This is a genomic window from [Clostridium] scindens ATCC 35704, assembly GCF_004295125.1.
GTDB lineage: Bacteria > Bacillota > Clostridia > Lachnospirales > Lachnospiraceae > Clostridium_AP > Clostridium_AP scindens.
This window is the reverse complement of sequence record NZ_CP036170.1, coordinates 235,281-252,678: the sequence shown is the minus strand read 5'-3', so window position 1 is coordinate 252,678 and position 17,398 is coordinate 235,281. Positions and strand designations below refer to the sequence as shown.

Sequence of the window (17,398 nt, the reverse complement as noted above, 5' to 3'; positions counted from 1 at the left end):
AAGTTGGAACTTCTCTACAAGCGAATTGAGGAACTTGCTTCTGATGCGGAGTACAAAGAGCATGGGTGCTCAGTACTACATTAGAGGCTGGTTTTCTATTGCAATCCAAAACGCTATAAGCTAGAATAAAGATGTTATAGAACACTTGAAAACAAGGAGGAAGCAACAGGAAAAAACGACTTCTCAGCAACCTACTCATGTGCTGCATGGTGCTGCTCCTGCTGCCGATGACGGTCTTTGCCGGGGGTGGTGATCTTCAATCAGAAAGCCAATGTGACAGAACTTCTGGATCTGTCGTCTCACTACAGTGAGATTGCGAATGCCATTAAGCAGGACATCAGTTCCGGAACCAATACACATGCAGGCCTGCTGGCCGGTAAGAAACTGCTGGACGAAGACACGGCTGTCGAGCATTCGCGCAAGTACTTGGTTTTGTGAGCGATGGTATTGAAATATGGCAGCAATGACGCCCCAGCCGATTGGGATTCCTGGATGCAGGAAACGGGCAGGCAGGTTCAGGCGGATAATGGAGCATATGATTATCCATACGGGGGTAAAGTGTAAGTACATTAGTGGAAGAGATGGAGAACCATGCCCGTAGACAGGGCATTGTATGAGAGTGGGGACCTTCCTTTGTGAGCCATCTGGCAAACGAATCAACAGCCAGTCCATTGCCGTAACAGCCTTGAATGAGACGACGTATGGTTTTGGTGAAGCGGTTAATGGAACCTATCCGTATGTTCTGGAGTATGTGGAAGGAAACAAGCAGGATACGGAGCATTTTGTATGGACCATGAATGTACCCGTAAGCAACTTTGCACCAGTACAGCTGACCTATACTGTGAAGTTGACGAATCCGAAGCGTGCGGCAGGTACTTATGGCGTCTTTGATGCCACAAAACCAACTGTATCCTATACTTCTACGGAACCTATGCCTCCTGCGCCTAACACCGGCACGCAGGTGGCAAGCAAACCTCCACATACCCCGCCTGCCGATGACCCGAACAATGACATTGATGTGCCGCAGACCGGCGACAGCGCCAACATGACCCTTTGGATTGTGCTTGCAGGCTTTTCCATGCTGGGTCTTCTGGCGATGCTGCTTGGAAAGAAGTACCTGTTCCGCGACAGATAAGCCATAAACAAAAAAGATATGCGCCTGCTGGCAGAGCAGATGATCCACAAGCTGCACAATAGGACGGATGCAGCATATGGATGCAAAGAAAAGCGGAACGCTGATGAAATCATTATAAAATACACAGATGGAGATAAAGGCATGTTGAATAAGAAATGGAAACGATTTAATAAACTGACAGGAAAATGCTATCTCAACATGATAGGAACTGAAAAGGATGGAAGTTGCTGGCTACAAGCTTTTGAACTTATGAAAGAAATTATTCTTGAGGAAAGAAAGTCTGATCCGCAATTTGTCTCTGAATTAGAGATGATAGATGATGCTACAGATTACGCATTTGATATTCAAGGGTGGCTTGAAGATTGCCTTGATGAAATTGATATGAGAGAGGAATACGAAACACTTTTGAAGATGTGTAATGATTTGCTTGAACTGTTCGGATGGCCGGAATATACTGGTTCAGATATCAGATTTAGAAAAGCTACTGTGCTCCGTGAACTTGGAAGAACAAAAGAATCTGTGGAATTCTGTAAAAAATGGATGCAAAAAGAGCCAGGAAATGTAGTGGCGGCTACCTCAGGAGTATATGCATATATAAGTACAAAAGAATATGATGCAGCAGAAACGCTGGTGGATAGATTCATTATAAATAAATCAGAATGCTTGGACGAAAATGATATGATGTTCATTGCGGCTTCAAAATTATATGAAGCAATGGGTAAAAAGAAAGAAAAAAGGGAAATCGATAAGGCAATAAAGAAATATGATGAATATATAGAGGAATATATAGAAGAATATTTTATGAATCCAGATTTTGAAGAGGACGATGAATTGCCAATCATTACGGGGATATCGGAACCATCACAAAGGTAGACATGGAAGAACGGGAACTGACAGTCCGGTTTGATGACAAGGATGTGATTTATGATGTTACCGAACTGGACGAACTGTCCCTTGCTTATGCGGTAACGATCCACAAAGCCCAGGGAAGCGAATACCCGATCGTTGTCATGCCATTTACCATGAGCCATTTTGTAATGCTGCAGAGGAATCTTCTCTATACCGATGTGACCAGAGCGAAAAAGATCTTCGTTTTGGTGGGAGAGAAGAAAGCCGTGTATTATGCGATCAAAAATGAAACGACTACCGTAAGAAATACCTGCCTGGCACAACGCCTGAGACCAGACAGCAGGGAATCCAGAAAAGTGGAAATTTGACTGTTTTGCGGAAGAAACGAGAACTAAGATGGCCTTGAGCGAAACGAAAGCCTTGTAATAGGGAAAGAGTAATTTCAGCTTTAGTTTTGAAAATCTATAGTGAGGAGTGATTGATATGAAAAAGAGAAAAAAAGTAAGTAAGATTAACAAACCGATTAATCCAGAACTTGAACGTGAACAAAAAGAAAAAGATATTCAGGAAGGGAAAAAAGAAAATATGGTAGATAAAGGCATGCTTCCTGTAACGTCTCCGGCAAGGGGAGTACCTTTTTAGCAGCATATCAAGGGGAGTATTCCTCAATACGCTTTTAGGCGTGAAACATAAAATCAATAACTTTTGCTGTTGTTCAATTATAAAAACACCGCCTATATTTGATATTTGTATTGTACCAAATAAGAGAGTAACTTTAAAACCAAGTTATACAGAAAAATAGTCATGTGATATGTCTTTTAGACCGCTTTCACTAGTGGCGGTGTTCCGCCTTAATCCACATTTTGATAAAACGCAGTATTTCTTTTGGGAGATAAATCCATTGAATTGCTGCGTTCTTTGTTTTCTTATAGAATGAGGTACTATTGAACTAATTTATATGGTGTTATAATGTGTTGAAAAGCCCGAAGATACGGGATTTCTGAAATTCTATCAAACTGTAGATTGTTATATATTCTTATGAGGATTTGACCCGAATTTGACCGAAAACAGTTTGAAATGCTTACAAGTTTGCTTACAAGTTTACAAAGTTACATGTTTACAAGGTGCTTAAAGGGTGGTATATTATAGATATAAAAAGGCACTACTGATAGTTGGTTGGTCCAAATTTGATAAAGTTACAAAAAAGTAACCGTATTCCTTTGGCTGAGGGCGGTTACTTTTTTGATAGATTTATATACGCTATCAGAATCGTTACAACAATACTAAGTATCATTAGTACGATGGAGAGCATTTCAAAGTCACTCATAAGTCAAGCCCTCCTTTCCCAGATTTCCTGCAAGCAGGATTTCTATGTAATCAGAGGGTTCAGTCCCTCTGTTGAAGGACTCGCCGCCTACCATTCTCATGTAGTGCCTTGTCTTATTTTAGCAAAGTCTTTTTTAGTACCATAAAAGTGTAGTTGTTAGAGAGTAATTAACTCTGACATCTGCACTTATTTTATTATAATAAGGGGAGTAATTGGTCTAACGTCGGCTTTTTTGGATTGCCACATCCGTCACAAAAACCGTTAACCAACCTCTTATTATAAGCATTCGATTAAGCAGGTAGGGATTCGCTCCCGCGTAACCAACTAAACTGAATGGTAATAAGTGTAGCTGGGACAATTACTAAAACAGTTAGAGGAGGTTCTGGATGATAAGCGTAGGAATTGATGTATCCAAGGGAAAAAGTACAGTCTGCATACTGAAGCCGTATGGAGAGATTATGTGTAGTCCTTTTGAGATGCTGCATGGGGAGAAGGAGCTGAATGCTCTCGATGATCTGCTAAATAAGCTAGATGGGGAGATAAGGATCGTGATGGAGGCTACAGGAATTTATCATTTGCCTATATTGACATTCTTTCACGAAAAAGGATATTTCGTATCTGTTATTAATCCATTCGCAATGAAGAAATATGCAAAGGACAACAGTATTCGAGGTGCAAAAACAGACAAACTTGATTCAATAATGATTGCAAATTACGGAATCGAGAAATGGTTCAAATTACAAAGATATAAAGGTGATGAAGAAATTTATGCAGAGCTTAAACTTTTAGGTCGCAGGTATCGACACTATATGGAACTTCACGTGAAAGCATTGCAGGAATTGACGCATATCCTGGATTATGTGATGCCTGGTATTAAGAAGATGTTTAACAGTTGGAATGAAGCTAATGGCAAGGACAAGCTCAGCGACTTTGTGGAGCAATTTTGGCATTTTGATCTAATCACAGCCATGAGCCTTGAAAAATTCACAGAGGAGTATCTTGACTGGGCAAAAGAAAAGAAATACCACCGAAGCAGATCCAAGGCTGAAGCAGTCTATGAATTAGCTTCCAATGGTATTTCCACACTGTCTTCCGGTACCCCATCGACCAAAATGTTAGTACAGGAAGCGATATCGGTATTGAGAACTGTAGATAGTTCTCTGTTTCTCATTTTAACACGAATGCAAGAACTTGCGAAGACCCTGCCGGAATATTCAACGGTCAGAGAAATGGGCGGAGTAGGTGATGTCCTTGCATGTCGTCCCGCAAACTAAAGTTCAAATCTCCCGCACAAAAACGTCAAATTAAAATCTCAAGTCCCAAATAACGTCTATAAGAATGTGCTGTAGGAAGCAGCACGTTTTCCTCTTGACCATTCCATGCTGTTCCGATATAGTTTTTATGGAACGAAAAAAAGAGAAAGAACAGCACCCCTACAGTTCGTTCTTTCTCTCATACACCAGTGTGCCTGCCATATACGGGATCATGTCCCACTCTTGTGACTCCGGCACTACCGACATATACTATGATAAGAGAAAACTCCCTGTTTTGCAAGCTGATTCGTATAAAAACTTCATCTAAAGTCCTGTTTGATTCTTTCATGGAGGGATTCTGCCCTGAGCTGCAGACCTGTCCCTGTTGTGGGGCTAAGGGAAGCTGCCGGATCCATGCCTACTATGGCCGTTCTCTGGTGGACTTCGTGGGTGGCACCCCTGTCCGCCACAGCCTCTGCATTCTGCGCCTTATCTGTACCTGCGGCCATACCCATGCCATCCTTCCGGACTTCATCATCCCCTACTCCGGCTATGGCCTGTTCTTTCTCCTGCGTGTCCTGGCGGAGTATTTCCTGCACCTGTCTACCGTGGAGAGACTCTGCGAGCGCTTCTCCATCTCTCTTTCCCAGCTGCGCCGATGGCTGGATCTTTTCCGTGTGCAGAAGGTGGAATGGCTGGGCATCCTCTCTTCCGTGGAGATATCCGCCCTTTCTTTCCTGAAGGCTCTGTCCATCCAACCCGCCTATTCTGATTTTGCTTCCGCCTTTGTCCGCCGCTTTGCGAAATCCTTCCTCCAGTCCCATAGGAATCCGGCGCCTTACTGCCAGCAGGTATTCGGCCCGTGAAATGCTTTCCCTCAACCACACGCCATAGGTATGGCTTCCTTTCCCCACCTCCCTCATAATGGTGCAAAACAACCTAAGGAGGATATTTTTATGGACAACAATCAAAAGAACCTTTCGGATGCAGCCGCCATGGCACAGTTCCGGCTCGCGCTCATTGCACCGGTCATCCATGACCTTTACCCAGATGCGTCCAGGAACGCCTACTACCAGCGTATCACCGAGAACCCTCTCACCCTGCCGGATGGTTCTGTGTTCCGCTATAGCCCCAAAACCATCAGCAAGTGGGTATCCCTTTACCAGAACGGCGGCATCGACGCACTTATGCCCCGGGAGCGCTCCGATAAGGGTGCCACCCGGGTGCTGCCAGATACCGCCATCGAAGAAATCTGCCGGCTCAAGGCGGCTTTCCCAAGACTGAATTCCACCCAGATCCACAAACATCTTGTGGAAGAAGCCTTCATCCCTGCTTCCGTCAGCGTCTGCGCAGTCCAGCGTTTTGTGAAGAAGCATGACCTGAAATCGGCATCCAACCCAAACCTGAGGGACAGGAAGGCCTTCGAGGAAGATGCCTTTGGGAAAATGTGGCAGGCGGATACCTGTTACCTTCCTTATATCACGGAAAACGGCCAGCGCAGGAGGGTCTACTGCATCCTGGTCATTGATGACCATTCCCGTTTCCTGGTGGGCGGCGGACTCTTCTATAATGATACGGCCTACAACTTCCAGAAGGTGCTCAAGGATGCCGTGGCCGCTCACGGGATCCCGTCTAAGCTCTATGTCGACAACGGTTGCAGCTACGTGGGTGCGCAGCTCTCCCTGATCTGCGGTTCCATCGGCACCGTCCTTTTACATACAAAAGTACGGGACGGTGCCTCCAAAGCCAAGATAGAACGCCAGTTCAGGACACTCAAGGAAACCTGGCTCTATACCCTGGATATGGATTCCATCACCTCCCTGGCGCAGTTCAACGGGCTCCTTAAGGATTACATGCGCTCCTACAACACTTCCGTCCATTCCGGCATCGGCACTACACCCCTTGCGCGCTACCAGCAGACCCGTTCTTCCATCCGCAGGCCTAAGTCCAGGGAATGGCTGGAGGAATGCTTCCTGAACCGTATTACAAGGAAGGTGAACAAGGATTCTACCGTCTCCATCGACAGGGTGGCCTACGACGTCCCCATGCAGTTCATCTCATCAAAAGTGGAGATCCGGTTCCTTCCGGATGACATGTCCTCCGCCTTCATCCTTTACGAAGGGGAGCATTACCCCATCCGGCCTACGGATAAGAACGAAAACTGCAGGACCAAGCGCAATAACGCACCAGGCATTGACTACTCAAAGTTAGGGGGTGGCTGTTGATGTTCCGTTCTTACTATGGATTATCTTTCAATCCTTTTGATAAACAAATGGCCCGGGAGAAAGACCGTTTCCTTTCTAAGGACATTTCTGAGATGCTCTCCCGGCTGGACTACTTAAAAGATACCAGGGGCATCGGCCTGTTCACGGCACGCCCCGGCATGGGCAAGTCCTTCGCCCTGCGCTGTTTTGCAAAAGGACTCAACCCCAACCTCTACCACATGGAGTACATCTGCCTCTCCACCGTAAGCGTCATGGAGTTCTACCGCCAGCTCTGCTCCGTCCTGGGGGTGGAGCCAAGGGGCGGTAAGCCCGGGATGTTCCGCGCCATACAGGAGCAGATCCTCTACCTTTACAAGGATAAGAAGCAGCCCCTCCTCCTGGCCGTTGATGAGGCCCAGTACCTATCCACAGGCATCCTGGAGGACATCAAAATGCTCATGAACTACGGCTATGACTCCCTGAACTGCTTCACGCTCATCCTGTGCGGGGAACCCCATCTTAACAATACCCTGCGCAAGCCCGTTCATGAAGCCCTGCGGCAGAGGATCACTGTGCACTACAACTTCTCCGGTCTCTCTGATTCGGAGGTGGCGCAGTACGTGCTCCATAAGATCACCTGTGCGGGAGGCTCTTCCTCCATCATAGAGCAGGCCGCCCTTTCCGCGGTCCACAGCCACTCCCAGGGAAGTCCCAGGCTGGTGGACAACCTCATGACTAACGCTCTCACCCTTGGCGCACAGATGGAGAAGAAGATGATCGACACAGAAGTGATACTAGCCTCCGTCAGCAGCCAGAATCTTGGGTAGGGAGGTGCTGCTTATGGAATATAACTGTATCCTCAGGGATGGTCCCCGCAGGGAAATCTGGACAGGAAAGATCCTCTTATTACGGTGGCGGCCTGGGTGGTATGAAGCAGAGATCAATGGGCGGGGGACTTACTTCCACATCCTGGCCGGGCAGCATAAATATGGGAATTACCTTTGTATCCCGAACCATGATGTAGGATGTGAACTGTCTGATTTTTCTGATATTTTTTGGAATGAGGGGCGGCTCAGCAGTCTGATGCGGAAGGTAGATGCAGTTACGGTTGCCTCTGGCTTGGCTTATCTCCCGACTCTGGCTGACAAACAATGAACCACCTATATGCATCTTGTGGCCGTGGATCTTACGACAGGATCTATGGCCTTTTGCGTTTCAAAGGAAAAATCAATACCGGCAGTGTGCAACATTTTCGACAGCATTATGCATTTGCAGAAGGCACTGCGCAGTCTACGGGAGAAAAGTTGGAAAAATAATTTGCTGTTTGTGTCTCCCTCAATTCGCCGCCCAACACTTGCAGTTAAACTGATTGCAGAGATTGGCGATATAAGAAGACTGCACAGCGCAAAGGCACTCATAGCATGGGCTGGAATCGACCCGCCGCCGTATGAATCGGGACAGTTTATTGGTTCAAAACGCAAGATAACGAAACGAGGTTCTTCAACGCTCAGGAAGGTCGGATATGAGGTGATGAGAGTCCTTAAGAGTCATCCTGCTCCAAAAGATGATGCTGTATACAACTATATTTTGAAAAAGGAAAGTGAAGGTAAAAGCAAGAAACATGCAAAGATTGCAGGGTTGAATAAATTTCTGCGGATTTATTATGCAAGAGTAATGGCTGTTTATCAATAGAACATAAAATCCGCGAGTTCGTACAGGCTGGAGCACAGAGCCAGCCTTTTTGTCATACCCAAAAATAGATTAGTTAAATAATTTAAAAAACCTGCCAAAAAATACTTGACTTTTGTTAGCAGGTTTTTATGACAACATATTTATCGTGAAATATTGTTCAGCATGTAAAGTCTTCTCATTTTGAGTTCGGCGTCTTATAGTTATCTAAAGAATGAGAGTAAAAAGAAGGTGGTTGATAGAAGATGCGTTCTTGTGCGTATATTTGGACTGTAGATCGGTGATGCTAAATACGGGAAATAAGGAATACGAATGGACAGACGCATGAAAAGAAAGGAGAAAACAAGATGGAAGATGGAATAGAGATGAAAAAAGAGAGTATGGAGGAATTTGCTGTATATCTGAGAGAGCGGGAAAATGCCAAGGCTACCATAAGAAAGTATCTTACAGATATCCGGACGTTTTATAATTTTATGGGCGAGAATCGAAGGATTACCAAAGAGCAGCTGCTTTCCTATAAAGAATGGCTGGTTGAACATTATGCAATCAGCAGTGTAAACTCTATGCTGGCCGCCCTCAATCAGTTTTTGGAGTTTCTGGGCGGGGAAAGATTGAAACTGAAAAGAATCCGGGTGCAGGGAACACTTTTGACAGGAGAGGCCAGAGAAATGGAAAAGACAGATTATAAGCGGTTAGTGGAAACGGCTATGGAAGAAGGGCGGGTACAACTGGCCCTGATGATGGAAACGATGTGCGCTACGGGAATTCGAGTAAGCGAACTGGAATATTTTACAGTGGAAAGCCTCAGGAGCGGTATGGTAAAAGTATGGAATAAAGGAAAATACAGGATGGTTCCCATGCCTGAAATGTTAAAAAAGAATTTGCAGCGTTATGTGGAAAGAGAAGGAATCCAGACCGGCGTGATCTTCCGAACCAGAAACGGCAACCCTAAGAATCGATCAAATATATGGAAAGAGATGAAAAGTCTGGCAGGACGGGCCGGAGTGGATCCGGACAAAATATTTCCGCATAACCTTCGACATCTTTTTGCCAGAACGTTTTATAAAGGAACAAACAATCTGGTGAATCTGGCGGAAATCTTAGGACACAGCAGTCTGGAGATTACAAGGGTATATACGACAGAAAAAATACAGGTGTGGATCAAAAATATAGAAACATTAGATTTGGTAAGCGAGTGGAGCACCACATAAGAATAGTTATGTTGTCATAGAATCATACATAAACGGTGAAAAACTTGCTCTTTGTTCATTAGTATAGTCCAATCTGAGTGAGATGTCAAGAAATTTTAAACAATTCAACCCCAAAACGGCATCACGAAAACCCGGAGAAATCCATGAGGTTTTTTCTTTGAAAAGATTTCAGATTTCTTCGGGTCTTTCTTGCTTTATTCATAAATGAGTACCAAAATGACAACATAACTATTCTTATGTTGCATAGAATAGAGAAGAACTTGCTTTACACTGAATGAACAGTGATGCGGTTCAGGGAGGAGATTCAATGAAAGGATTGAAGAAAAAAAGGAGATTGTTGGCACTCGTGATGGGCCTGCTGCTGATATTCTGTACAGTTCCGGTTTTTGCTGAAAACCAGAGCAATAAAATTCCAGATACGGTGAAGGCAGAGGAAGTGTCGGCAGAAACAGTGCCCGGAGAAACTTCGGGGACGGAGAGCAGCACAGACGGGACAGACGAAATTCTAAATACAGAAGGAAGCCCGGAGAACGGTTCCGGCAACGGAAAAACTGCAGATACAGGCGCTGTGTCGGATGCTGAAGTGACGCCGGAAAAGGAAGCGGCAACGGAAGGAATAACAGAGCAGGATGTTCCGGAAGCGGAGAATGTAGGCGCGGGAAATCCGGTGGCAGTTCATCTAAGCCGAGGTGCGGCTTCGGAGGCAGCGCCGGAACATCAGAAGTATATTAAGAAAAATGCAGAGAATGATTACACTTTGACGTTGAATGTCAAGGGAATGTATGACTCTGAGACGACCAAACCAATGATAGACGTTCTGCTGATCGTTGACAAGTCGGGAAGTATGAACTGGAAAATGGATACGGATAAAGTTGGAAAACCGTCCAGAATGGATGTCTTGAAACAGGTTGTAACAGGAACGGGCGGTCTGACGGATTCTATTTTTGGAAATACACAGATTGATGCCCAGATGGCAGTTGTAACGTACAGTGGTAGCAACGACTTTCTAGATCAACGCTACGATGATGCAGAGATAATACAGGAATGGACAAAACAAAAAGACACAGTAAACAATGCAGTAAATAACATCCAGGCGAAGGGCGGAACAAACTGCGAGGCGGGACTTCGCACCGGAGCAACGGCATTGGAAGGCAGCAGAGAGAATGCGAAGAAATTCGTTATTTTCCTGTCTGACGGTGATGCCACTTTTTATTATGGAGACGATGGATATACAAAAGGACCCGGAAGTGGATCCAGTCCAACAGCCCGTGAAAAGGCAATAGCACAGGTACAGAAAATCACAGGGCTGGAGGGATTTTATACCATTGGAATGACATCTTCTTCGAGTTCTGAGTTCCTGACAAATTTGGCGAATAATTCCAAGGCTTCGGAGAAACGCTTCTATCCGGCAAATAATACAGAAGCGCTGGAAAAGGCTTTCCAGGAAATCGTAGGAGAGACAACAGAGTTCATCTGCAGAAATGTAACGATCACAGATACCCTCAGTGAGTATGTAAAGATTCCGGGGGGAACGTTGACTAATCATTATACTGTAACTGCTACGAAAGATGGAAAGGTAACTGATATTACAGGTCAGGATACGATTACGGTAACGCTGAGTGAAGATGGTAAGATGGTTACAGCAACATTTAAAGACGGCTTTGTTCTTGACAAGGATACCACGTATGCGGTGAACTTTGATGTGGTTCCTACACAGAAAGCATACGATGACTATGCAAACTTAGAAGGCGAGTATCCTGATACAGGCAGTGCAGACAGTGACGCCCCGGGAAATGAAAGTAGTTCCGGAAAGCCTGGTTTCTATTCCAACGAAAGCGCAACACTGACCTATACTTTCGGAAAGACAGGAGAAGGAACACCTCATACCGTTGCTTACGTGGAACAGCCTGTAGTTCAGGTTTCCGCAATGCAGATTCCTGTAACGAAAGTCTGGAAGGGTGTACCAGAGGGTGTGGAAAAACCGGCTGTAACGGTATCTCTGTATCAGGATGCGGCTGCAACACCATATAAAACGCTGCAATTGACCGAAGGCAACCAGTGGAAGGGAACATTCACTTATGTGGCGAAAGGTCATACCTACACAGTGAAAGAAGAGGCTTTGGAGGGATATGAGAGCGCTGTAAGTGGAAATACGACAAACGGATTTACGGTTACCAACAGCCGGAAGCCATCCCTTACCGTTGCAAAAGAAGTGACTGGCACCATGGGGGATAAGACGAAAAAATTCGAGATTACTATAACACTGAAAGATGCAAAGAATGCTCTGCTGACTGGAACCTATGCATATTCACAAACAGTGAATGGTACAACGCAGACAGGCAAACAGGAAGTAACAAATGGAACGATCACGGTGGAACTGGGACACAAGGACACCTTTACGCTGCATCAACTTCCGGTTGGAACAACGTATCAGGTTGAGGAAAAGCCTGAAAGCGCTCAAGAATATGAGGTTGAGTATAAGGCTGATGATAATGGGACTTTACAGGAGGGTGATCAGACCGTAACAGTCATCAACAATCTTGAAAAGGTGCCGATAACAGGAATCTCGGGAATGGGCAGCGGATGGACGATGGGGATTCTGATGCTAAGTGTTTTTGCGGCAGCAGCATTGATCTTTGGAATCGTTGTTCGCAGGAAACACGGCCGGAGACAGTAGTCAATGAAAAAGATGCAAGAGAAGAAGAATGATCAGCAGAGGAAAAAGCAGCCATCGCTGGCTGTGGAGCTGGGATTGCTGCTTTTGAAAATCGGGATGATTCTTATCATTTTTCTTCTGTCATTTACCACGGTGTTTGGAATCTTCCGGTTTACGGGGGATTCCATGAGACCAGCCGTGAAAGACGGAGACCTGGTGATTTTTTACAGACTGGATAAGGAGTATGTGGCTTCGGATGTGGTCATCCTGAAACAGGGAGGAGAAACACAGGTCAGACGAGTAATAGCCGTAGAGGGTGATACGGTAGATATCAACGAAAACGGTCTGATGGTCAATGGGGCAATCCAGCAGGAGACGGAAATATACGGGACAACAGACAGATATGCGGAAGGTGTTGCATTCCCTTTGACTGTGGGAGAAGGGCAGGTTTTTCTGTTGGGAGACGGACGGGAACACAGTACCGATAGCCGGATCTATGGTCCGGTTTCGATTCAGGATACGCTGGGAAAAGTCCTGACTCTGGTTCGAAACAGAGGGATATAAATTTATCTTCAGGCCATCTGGACGATAATTTATATAATAAGTCATTAAGATTATGAAGGAGGATTTCAAAAATGATGAAGTTTAAAAAGTTCAAAACAGCGGCAGCAGCCGGATTGATGGCGGCCGTCATGTGCATGGGAACGGTAGTATCAGCCGCAGAGGAACCTACAGTACCTACAGCAAAGGCTGAAATCCAGAAAGATTTTCAGATTGCAGAGGGAATTACGGTTCCGGGCATTACATTCACGTTTACATTTGCGGGTTTGGAAGCAGATGCTCCGGTCATTTCAGCGAAAACAGTTGATTATTCCAATGCAGATACAGTAACTTCCGGTATTTCAAGTAAGACTGTAGCAGAGATCTTTAGTGGAGTGACCTTCCCGCATGCCGGTGTATATACCTACACGGTAAAGGAAACTGCAGGGGCAACCTCTGTTGAAAATGGCACAGTGACTTACGATGGATCTGTTTATACCGTACGTGTATATGTGAAAAACACAGAAAATGGTGGGTTGGCAATTGATCAGATTACTGCAGCAAAATCAGGAGCTGCTGGAACAGAAGAAAAACAGGACGCGATTAAATTTGTAAACAAATTTGAGAAAACCACTTCTTTAACGGTTGCCAAACACACAAAGGGCGCTCTGGCAGATAAAACGAAAGCGTTTACATTTAAAGTAACATTTACAAAACCGGCTACATACGATGGAAGCACTTTTGTATCTGGGAATGATACATATACGTTTGGTCAGGAATATACTTTTACACTGGCAGACGGTGGGCAGAAAGTATTTAGCAATCTGCCGGCAGGTACCAGATATGTGGTAACAGAGGTTGGAGCAGCGGATGGATATGCTCCGAGCGTAACTGTTGTAGAAAATGGAACACAAACTGTAACTAATAAAACGGCAGCAGATGCAGATTCTCTTGCTACAGCAGAAACCGGAAAAACCAATCTGGCAGGAGAAGGAACCAATACAGTTACTTTCACAAACACATACAAGGATGTACCGATTACTGGTATCATTATGAACAACCTGCCTTTCGTAATTCTGATTCTTGCTGTAGCTGCAGGGCTTGTGGGATACTTGGTAATCAGAAGAAAAGTTGCACGGTAAGCGTGTATTACAGAGGATAAAACGGCGGGAAGAGAGGCGAATGGTGAGTAGACAGCAAAAACCAGGGAAGCATATATGCAGATCTGCCGGGAGACTGACGATAAGGCTTCTGGACGGCGCCGTAAATTTTGCGGTGCTGACCGCCTTTCTTCTGCTTTTTGCTTTAGGATGTTATGTGTTGTGGGATTCCAAACAGATTCTGCAGGCAGCAGATACCAATCGGTATGAAGTATATAAACCGACAGAGGATAAGAGCAAATCTTTTGAAGAATTGCAGGCTTTGAATCCAGAGGTAATCGGTTGGGTGACAGTTGATGGGACACATATTGATTATCCGGTCACACAGGCGTCAGATAACGATAAGTATGTAAATACAGATGCGGAAGGGAAGTATTCCCTGGCCGGAAGCATTTTCCTGGATTACAGAAATCAAAAGGATTTTACGGATTTTAATTCGATTCTGTATGGGCATCATATGGCGGATCATGCTATGTTTGGAGACCTGGCAGATTTTAAGAATCGAACATTTTTTGACGCGCATCCCAGTGGAAATCTGTACTATGGCGGAAGTAATCATAAGGTCGACTTTTTTGCTTTCCTGGAAGCAGATGCTTATGACAGTACGATCTATCAACCCGCTGTGACAGAAGATGGAAGGCAGGAATATCTGAATACCATTTTTCAGAAAGCGCTGTATTTGCGTCAGTTACAGGTTGATACATCGGATCATCTCCTTTTGCTTAGTACCTGTACATCGGATGCAACGAACGGGAGACACATTCTGGTTGGGGTAATCAGGGAAGCGGCTTCTGCGTATGGGATAAAGGATGAAGGAGAGAGGGAGAATGAGCCATAGAAATAGAATGTGGAAAGAGAAAATCATTTGTGGATTATTGACAGTTCTTCTGCTGTTCGGTGTAGGGAGCCGGGTCTATGCGGCGGGAGAAGACGGTGTTTCTGTGTATTTGCCGATCAGTCAGACATTTGATGGAAATCAGACAGAAAGAGTTGTCTATCAGTTGACAGCATTGGAAGCAAATGCGCCCATGCCGGAAGGAAGCGCCGACGGAAGTTATACATTTGCCATGACGGGCACAGGGAATCAGGAAATCGGCCCTATGGAATATGTACATGGCGGAATTTACCGCTATCGTGTAGAACTGAAGACGGCGGAGGAAAAAGAAAATTACATATATGACAAAACTGTGTATACAGTGGAAGTTTATGTGAAAAATACAGACGATGGTCTGAGAGCGGAGATAATCGTACTGGATGAAGCAGGAATGAAGTACAGTTGTATCCGGTTTGAACATGCGTATATTGCTCCGGCTGCGCCTGCTCCGACACCAGCGGATACACCGCGGCCGGTAAAAACAGGGGATGACACTGCAATCCTGTGGTATGCGGCAGCGCTTATACTGGCATTTCTGACGCTGGTATTTATCCGGAGAGTAAGACTTAACAGAACAGCGAATGACCGGGAAAAGTAAATATTTCTGAGAAATAAGGGAATATCCCAACGATTGTATAAACCTCCAAACTGATGTAAGATAAACTTGCCAGTTGGAGGTTTATTCTCTTTTGGTATCAGTCCTACGCTTAAAAGTTATCTGCCTTTAAGCGCGCTGTCCTTTCCGGTACCAAAGTGATCTGCCGTTAGTATGGCATAGGCTTTCTCATAGTCTCCTTTTCTCATATGGCGGACCATCTTTTTAAGATTTTCATTGGTCTTAGGGATATGCATTCCATTCTTCACAGAGTACTGGCCCATGCGGATCAGTTCGGACAGGTTGTTTTCGTAGATCCGGTTGATTCTGTCATTGTCGAATATACTGACGATTTCCATGTGCATGGCAGTATCTGCCACTTCCCATTCATAAAGGTCATTGGCAGCAGCGCACATGCGGACTACCTTTTCCTCAATGCGGTAAGAGTATTCCTCGTTGCGGCCGGTAGTAAAGATCAGCTTGAATGCGGCCCCTTCCAGCAATTCCCGCAACTGGTAGATTTCGTTGATATCCTTATCTGTGATTTCCTTGACCGTCATGGATTTATAATAGTCGGATACGATCAATCCTTCTGTCTGCAGTCTGTGAATGGCTGCGCGGACAGGACTTCGGCTCATACCCAGCCGGCTGCAGAGCAGGGCTTCGGTCAAAGCCATGCCGGGAGGATAGGTCAGGTTTAAAATATTCGTTTTTATGTTTTCATAGGCCTGGTCTGCGAGAGAGGCGCTTTTATTGGCCATAGGGGACCTCCTTGTTTTCTGTATGAGTATACGAAATATGATATTGTATACAAATCATAACGTATTTATAGGGGAAATGCAAGATAATTATTGACTTTCTTTGATTTGCATAGTATAGTCGTTGTAAGAATAAAATTGTATACAAATAAAAAATATGTATACAAAAGAAACTCGTACAATTCATGAGCAAAGGAAGGTATGGAAGATGAAATTAGGATTTATTGGTACAGGAAACATGGCATCAGCAATAATGGGCGGCATTATAAAGAAGCAGATCATTCCGGCACAGGAGATTATCGGAGCGGATCTATTTGCTCCGGGAAGAGAACGCGCAAAAGAGCAGTTCGGCATTCAGGTGACAGACAGCAATAAGGAAGTCGTAGACAAGGCGGAAGTCATCGTGCTGTCGGTTAAGCCACAGTTTTATGAGGATGTGATCAATGAGATCAAGGGAGATATTAAGGAGAGCCAGATCATTATTACGATCGCTCCGGGCAAGACGCTTGCATGGCTTGCCGAGAAGTTTGGCAAGGATGTTAAGATCGTGCGCACTATGCCGAACACGCCTGCAATGGTGGGGGCCGGCATGACGGCGGCATGCCCCAACGAGCACATAACGGAAGAGGAGATGGCATATATCCGTACGCTGCTGGAGTGTTTCAGCCGTGTCGAGATGATTCCTGAGCGCCTGATGGATGTGGTAGTGTCCACCAGCGGAAGTTCCCCGGCCTATGTCTTCATGATGATTGAAGCGATGGCTGACGCGGCTGTTTCCGGCGGCATGCCAAGACCACTGGCATATCAGTTTGCGTCACAGGCAGTTCTTGGAAGCGCCAAGATGGTCTTGGATACAGGCAGGCATCCTGGGGATCTCAAAGATATGGTCTGCTCTCCGGCAGGAACTACGATCGAGGCGGTACGCGTACTGGAAGAACGCGGATTCAGAAGCGCAATCTTTGAGGCCATGAAGGTATGTGAAGAAATTTCAAAGAATATGTAGCATAAATATTGTATAAATATCAGTACAATGTCCTAAAATCTTGAAATATGAGTTAAGATAGTATCAAGTTTCAATCAGGGGCGGTTCTGGTTCAACCTTTTTGCGGCGGGCTGGCAAGGGATTTGACCGGAACTGCCCCTGATT

Annotated in this window: 17 protein-coding genes and 2 pseudogenes; 18 read left to right on the top strand and 1 reads right to left on the bottom strand. The window is 45.3% G+C overall.

Annotated features, from left to right (window positions below):
* Positions 1-246: 246 nt before the first annotated feature.
* The 17 genes and pseudogenes from HDCHBGLK_RS01175 (at position 247) to HDCHBGLK_RS01095 (ending at position 15,496) form a co-directional block, all read left to right on the top strand.
* Complete coding sequence (locus HDCHBGLK_RS01175; protein WP_004606858.1) at positions 247-438, top strand: hypothetical protein; 192 nt, start codon at positions 247-249, stop codon at positions 436-438.
* Between the two features lie 175 nt (positions 439-613).
* On the top strand, positions 614-1,135 hold the full coding sequence (locus HDCHBGLK_RS01170; protein WP_004606856.1) for a hypothetical protein: 522 nt from the start codon (positions 614-616) through the stop codon (positions 1,133-1,135).
* Between the two features lie 39 nt (positions 1,136-1,174).
* Positions 1,175-2,008, top strand: a complete 834-nt coding sequence (locus HDCHBGLK_RS01165) for a tetratricopeptide repeat protein (RefSeq protein ID WP_233440722.1) — start codon at positions 1,175-1,177, stop codon at positions 2,006-2,008.
* Between the two features lie 2 nt (positions 2,009-2,010).
* Entirely contained in the window at positions 2,011-2,352 is a 342-nt protein-coding gene (locus tag HDCHBGLK_RS01160) for an ATP-binding domain-containing protein (protein WP_004606854.1), read from the top strand.
* A 115-nt stretch (positions 2,353-2,467) separates the two neighbouring features.
* Positions 2,468-2,626, top strand: coding sequence for a hypothetical protein (locus HDCHBGLK_RS18865; protein WP_004606853.1), 159 nt, complete (start codon positions 2,468-2,470; stop codon positions 2,624-2,626).
* Between the two features lie 1,071 nt (positions 2,627-3,697).
* A pseudogene (locus HDCHBGLK_RS01155) lies at positions 3,698-4,573 on the top strand (IS110 family transposase); the annotation flags it as partial.
* Between the two features lie 263 nt (positions 4,574-4,836).
* A complete protein-coding gene (locus tag HDCHBGLK_RS20160; RefSeq protein ID WP_368444840.1) occupies positions 4,837-5,430 on the top strand; it encodes a DUF6431 domain-containing protein in 594 nt (197 codons plus the stop codon).
* Positions 5,431-5,520: 90 nt separating this feature from the next.
* Positions 5,521-6,789 (top strand): DDE-type integrase/transposase/recombinase, encoded by a 1,269-nt coding sequence (locus tag HDCHBGLK_RS01140; RefSeq protein WP_039909679.1) that lies wholly within the window; start codon positions 5,521-5,523, stop codon positions 6,787-6,789.
* On the top strand, positions 6,789-7,595 hold the full coding sequence (locus HDCHBGLK_RS01135) for an ExeA family protein (RefSeq protein WP_004604850.1): 807 nt from the start codon (positions 6,789-6,791) through the stop codon (positions 7,593-7,595). The genes HDCHBGLK_RS01140 and HDCHBGLK_RS01135 overlap by 1 nt, the downstream gene beginning before the upstream one ends.
* Before the next feature lie 13 nt (positions 7,596-7,608).
* Positions 7,609-7,923: a DUF6618 family protein gene (locus HDCHBGLK_RS01130; protein ID WP_004604849.1), complete on the top strand. Its 315-nt coding sequence runs from the start codon at positions 7,609-7,611 to the stop codon at positions 7,921-7,923.
* A gap of 198 nt (positions 7,924-8,121) precedes the next feature.
* Positions 8,122-8,460 (top strand): annotated as a pseudogene (locus HDCHBGLK_RS19905) (transposase); the annotation flags it as partial.
* A 344-nt stretch (positions 8,461-8,804) separates the two neighbouring features.
* Complete coding sequence (locus HDCHBGLK_RS01120) at positions 8,805-9,668, top strand: tyrosine-type recombinase/integrase (RefSeq protein ID WP_004606848.1); 864 nt, start codon at positions 8,805-8,807, stop codon at positions 9,666-9,668.
* Between the two features lie 307 nt (positions 9,669-9,975).
* Positions 9,976-12,345, top strand: a complete 2,370-nt coding sequence (locus tag HDCHBGLK_RS01115; protein WP_130574550.1) for a DUF7604 domain-containing protein — start codon at positions 9,976-9,978, stop codon at positions 12,343-12,345.
* A 3-nt stretch (positions 12,346-12,348) separates the two neighbouring features.
* Entirely contained in the window at positions 12,349-12,888 is a 540-nt protein-coding gene (lepB, locus tag HDCHBGLK_RS01110) for a signal peptidase I (RefSeq protein ID WP_004606846.1), read from the top strand.
* Between the two features lie 71 nt (positions 12,889-12,959).
* Positions 12,960-14,006: a Spy0128 family protein gene (locus tag HDCHBGLK_RS01105; protein WP_004606845.1), complete on the top strand. Its 1,047-nt coding sequence runs from the start codon at positions 12,960-12,962 to the stop codon at positions 14,004-14,006.
* Between the two features lie 40 nt (positions 14,007-14,046).
* Positions 14,047-14,862 (top strand): class B sortase, encoded by an 816-nt coding sequence (srtB, locus tag HDCHBGLK_RS01100; protein WP_004606844.1) that lies wholly within the window; start codon positions 14,047-14,049, stop codon positions 14,860-14,862.
* A complete protein-coding gene (locus tag HDCHBGLK_RS01095) occupies positions 14,852-15,496 on the top strand; it encodes a Spy0128 family protein (protein ID WP_009248794.1) in 645 nt (214 codons plus the stop codon). The genes srtB and HDCHBGLK_RS01095 overlap by 11 nt, the downstream gene beginning before the upstream one ends.
* Positions 15,497-15,612: 116 nt before the next feature.
* Here the strand turns inward: HDCHBGLK_RS01095 and HDCHBGLK_RS01090 are convergent, their stop codons facing one another.
* Entirely contained in the window at positions 15,613-16,254 is a 642-nt protein-coding gene (locus HDCHBGLK_RS01090) for a GntR family transcriptional regulator (RefSeq protein ID WP_004606842.1), read from the bottom strand.
* A gap of 205 nt (positions 16,255-16,459) precedes the next feature.
* Between HDCHBGLK_RS01090 and proC the strand changes: the two genes are divergently transcribed.
* Positions 16,460-17,254, top strand: coding sequence for a pyrroline-5-carboxylate reductase (gene proC, locus HDCHBGLK_RS01085; RefSeq protein ID WP_009248793.1), 795 nt, complete (start codon positions 16,460-16,462; stop codon positions 17,252-17,254).
* Positions 17,255-17,398 lie beyond the last annotated feature (144 nt).

Coding starts and splice junctions, on each gene's coding strand:
- HDCHBGLK_RS01170 (WP_004606856.1), top strand. CDS start 614: ATGAGAGTGGGGACCTTCCTTTGTGAGCCATCTGGCAAACGAATCAAC.
- HDCHBGLK_RS01165 (WP_233440722.1), top strand. CDS start 1,175: ATGATCCACAAGCTGCACAATAGGACGGATGCAGCATATGGATGCAAA.
- HDCHBGLK_RS01160 (WP_004606854.1), top strand. CDS start 2,011: ATGGAAGAACGGGAACTGACAGTCCGGTTTGATGACAAGGATGTGATT.
- HDCHBGLK_RS18865 (WP_004606853.1), top strand. CDS start 2,468: ATGAAAAAGAGAAAAAAAGTAAGTAAGATTAACAAACCGATTAATCCA.
- HDCHBGLK_RS20160 (WP_368444840.1), top strand. CDS start 4,837: ATGATAAGAGAAAACTCCCTGTTTTGCAAGCTGATTCGTATAAAAACT.
- HDCHBGLK_RS01140 (WP_039909679.1), top strand. CDS start 5,521: ATGGACAACAATCAAAAGAACCTTTCGGATGCAGCCGCCATGGCACAG.
- HDCHBGLK_RS01135 (WP_004604850.1), top strand. CDS start 6,789: ATGTTCCGTTCTTACTATGGATTATCTTTCAATCCTTTTGATAAACAA.
- HDCHBGLK_RS01130 (WP_004604849.1), top strand. CDS start 7,609: ATGGAATATAACTGTATCCTCAGGGATGGTCCCCGCAGGGAAATCTGG.
- HDCHBGLK_RS01120 (WP_004606848.1), top strand. CDS start 8,805: ATGGAAGATGGAATAGAGATGAAAAAAGAGAGTATGGAGGAATTTGCT.
- HDCHBGLK_RS01115 (WP_130574550.1), top strand. CDS start 9,976: ATGAAAGGATTGAAGAAAAAAAGGAGATTGTTGGCACTCGTGATGGGC.
- lepB (WP_004606846.1), top strand. CDS start 12,349: ATGAAAAAGATGCAAGAGAAGAAGAATGATCAGCAGAGGAAAAAGCAG.
- HDCHBGLK_RS01105 (WP_004606845.1), top strand. CDS start 12,960: ATGATGAAGTTTAAAAAGTTCAAAACAGCGGCAGCAGCCGGATTGATG.
- srtB (WP_004606844.1), top strand. CDS start 14,047: ATGGTGAGTAGACAGCAAAAACCAGGGAAGCATATATGCAGATCTGCC.
- HDCHBGLK_RS01095 (WP_009248794.1), top strand. CDS start 14,852: ATGAGCCATAGAAATAGAATGTGGAAAGAGAAAATCATTTGTGGATTA.
- HDCHBGLK_RS01090 (WP_004606842.1), bottom strand. CDS start 16,254: ATGGCCAATAAAAGCGCCTCTCTCGCAGACCAGGCCTATGAAAACATA.
- proC (WP_009248793.1), top strand. CDS start 16,460: ATGAAATTAGGATTTATTGGTACAGGAAACATGGCATCAGCAATAATG.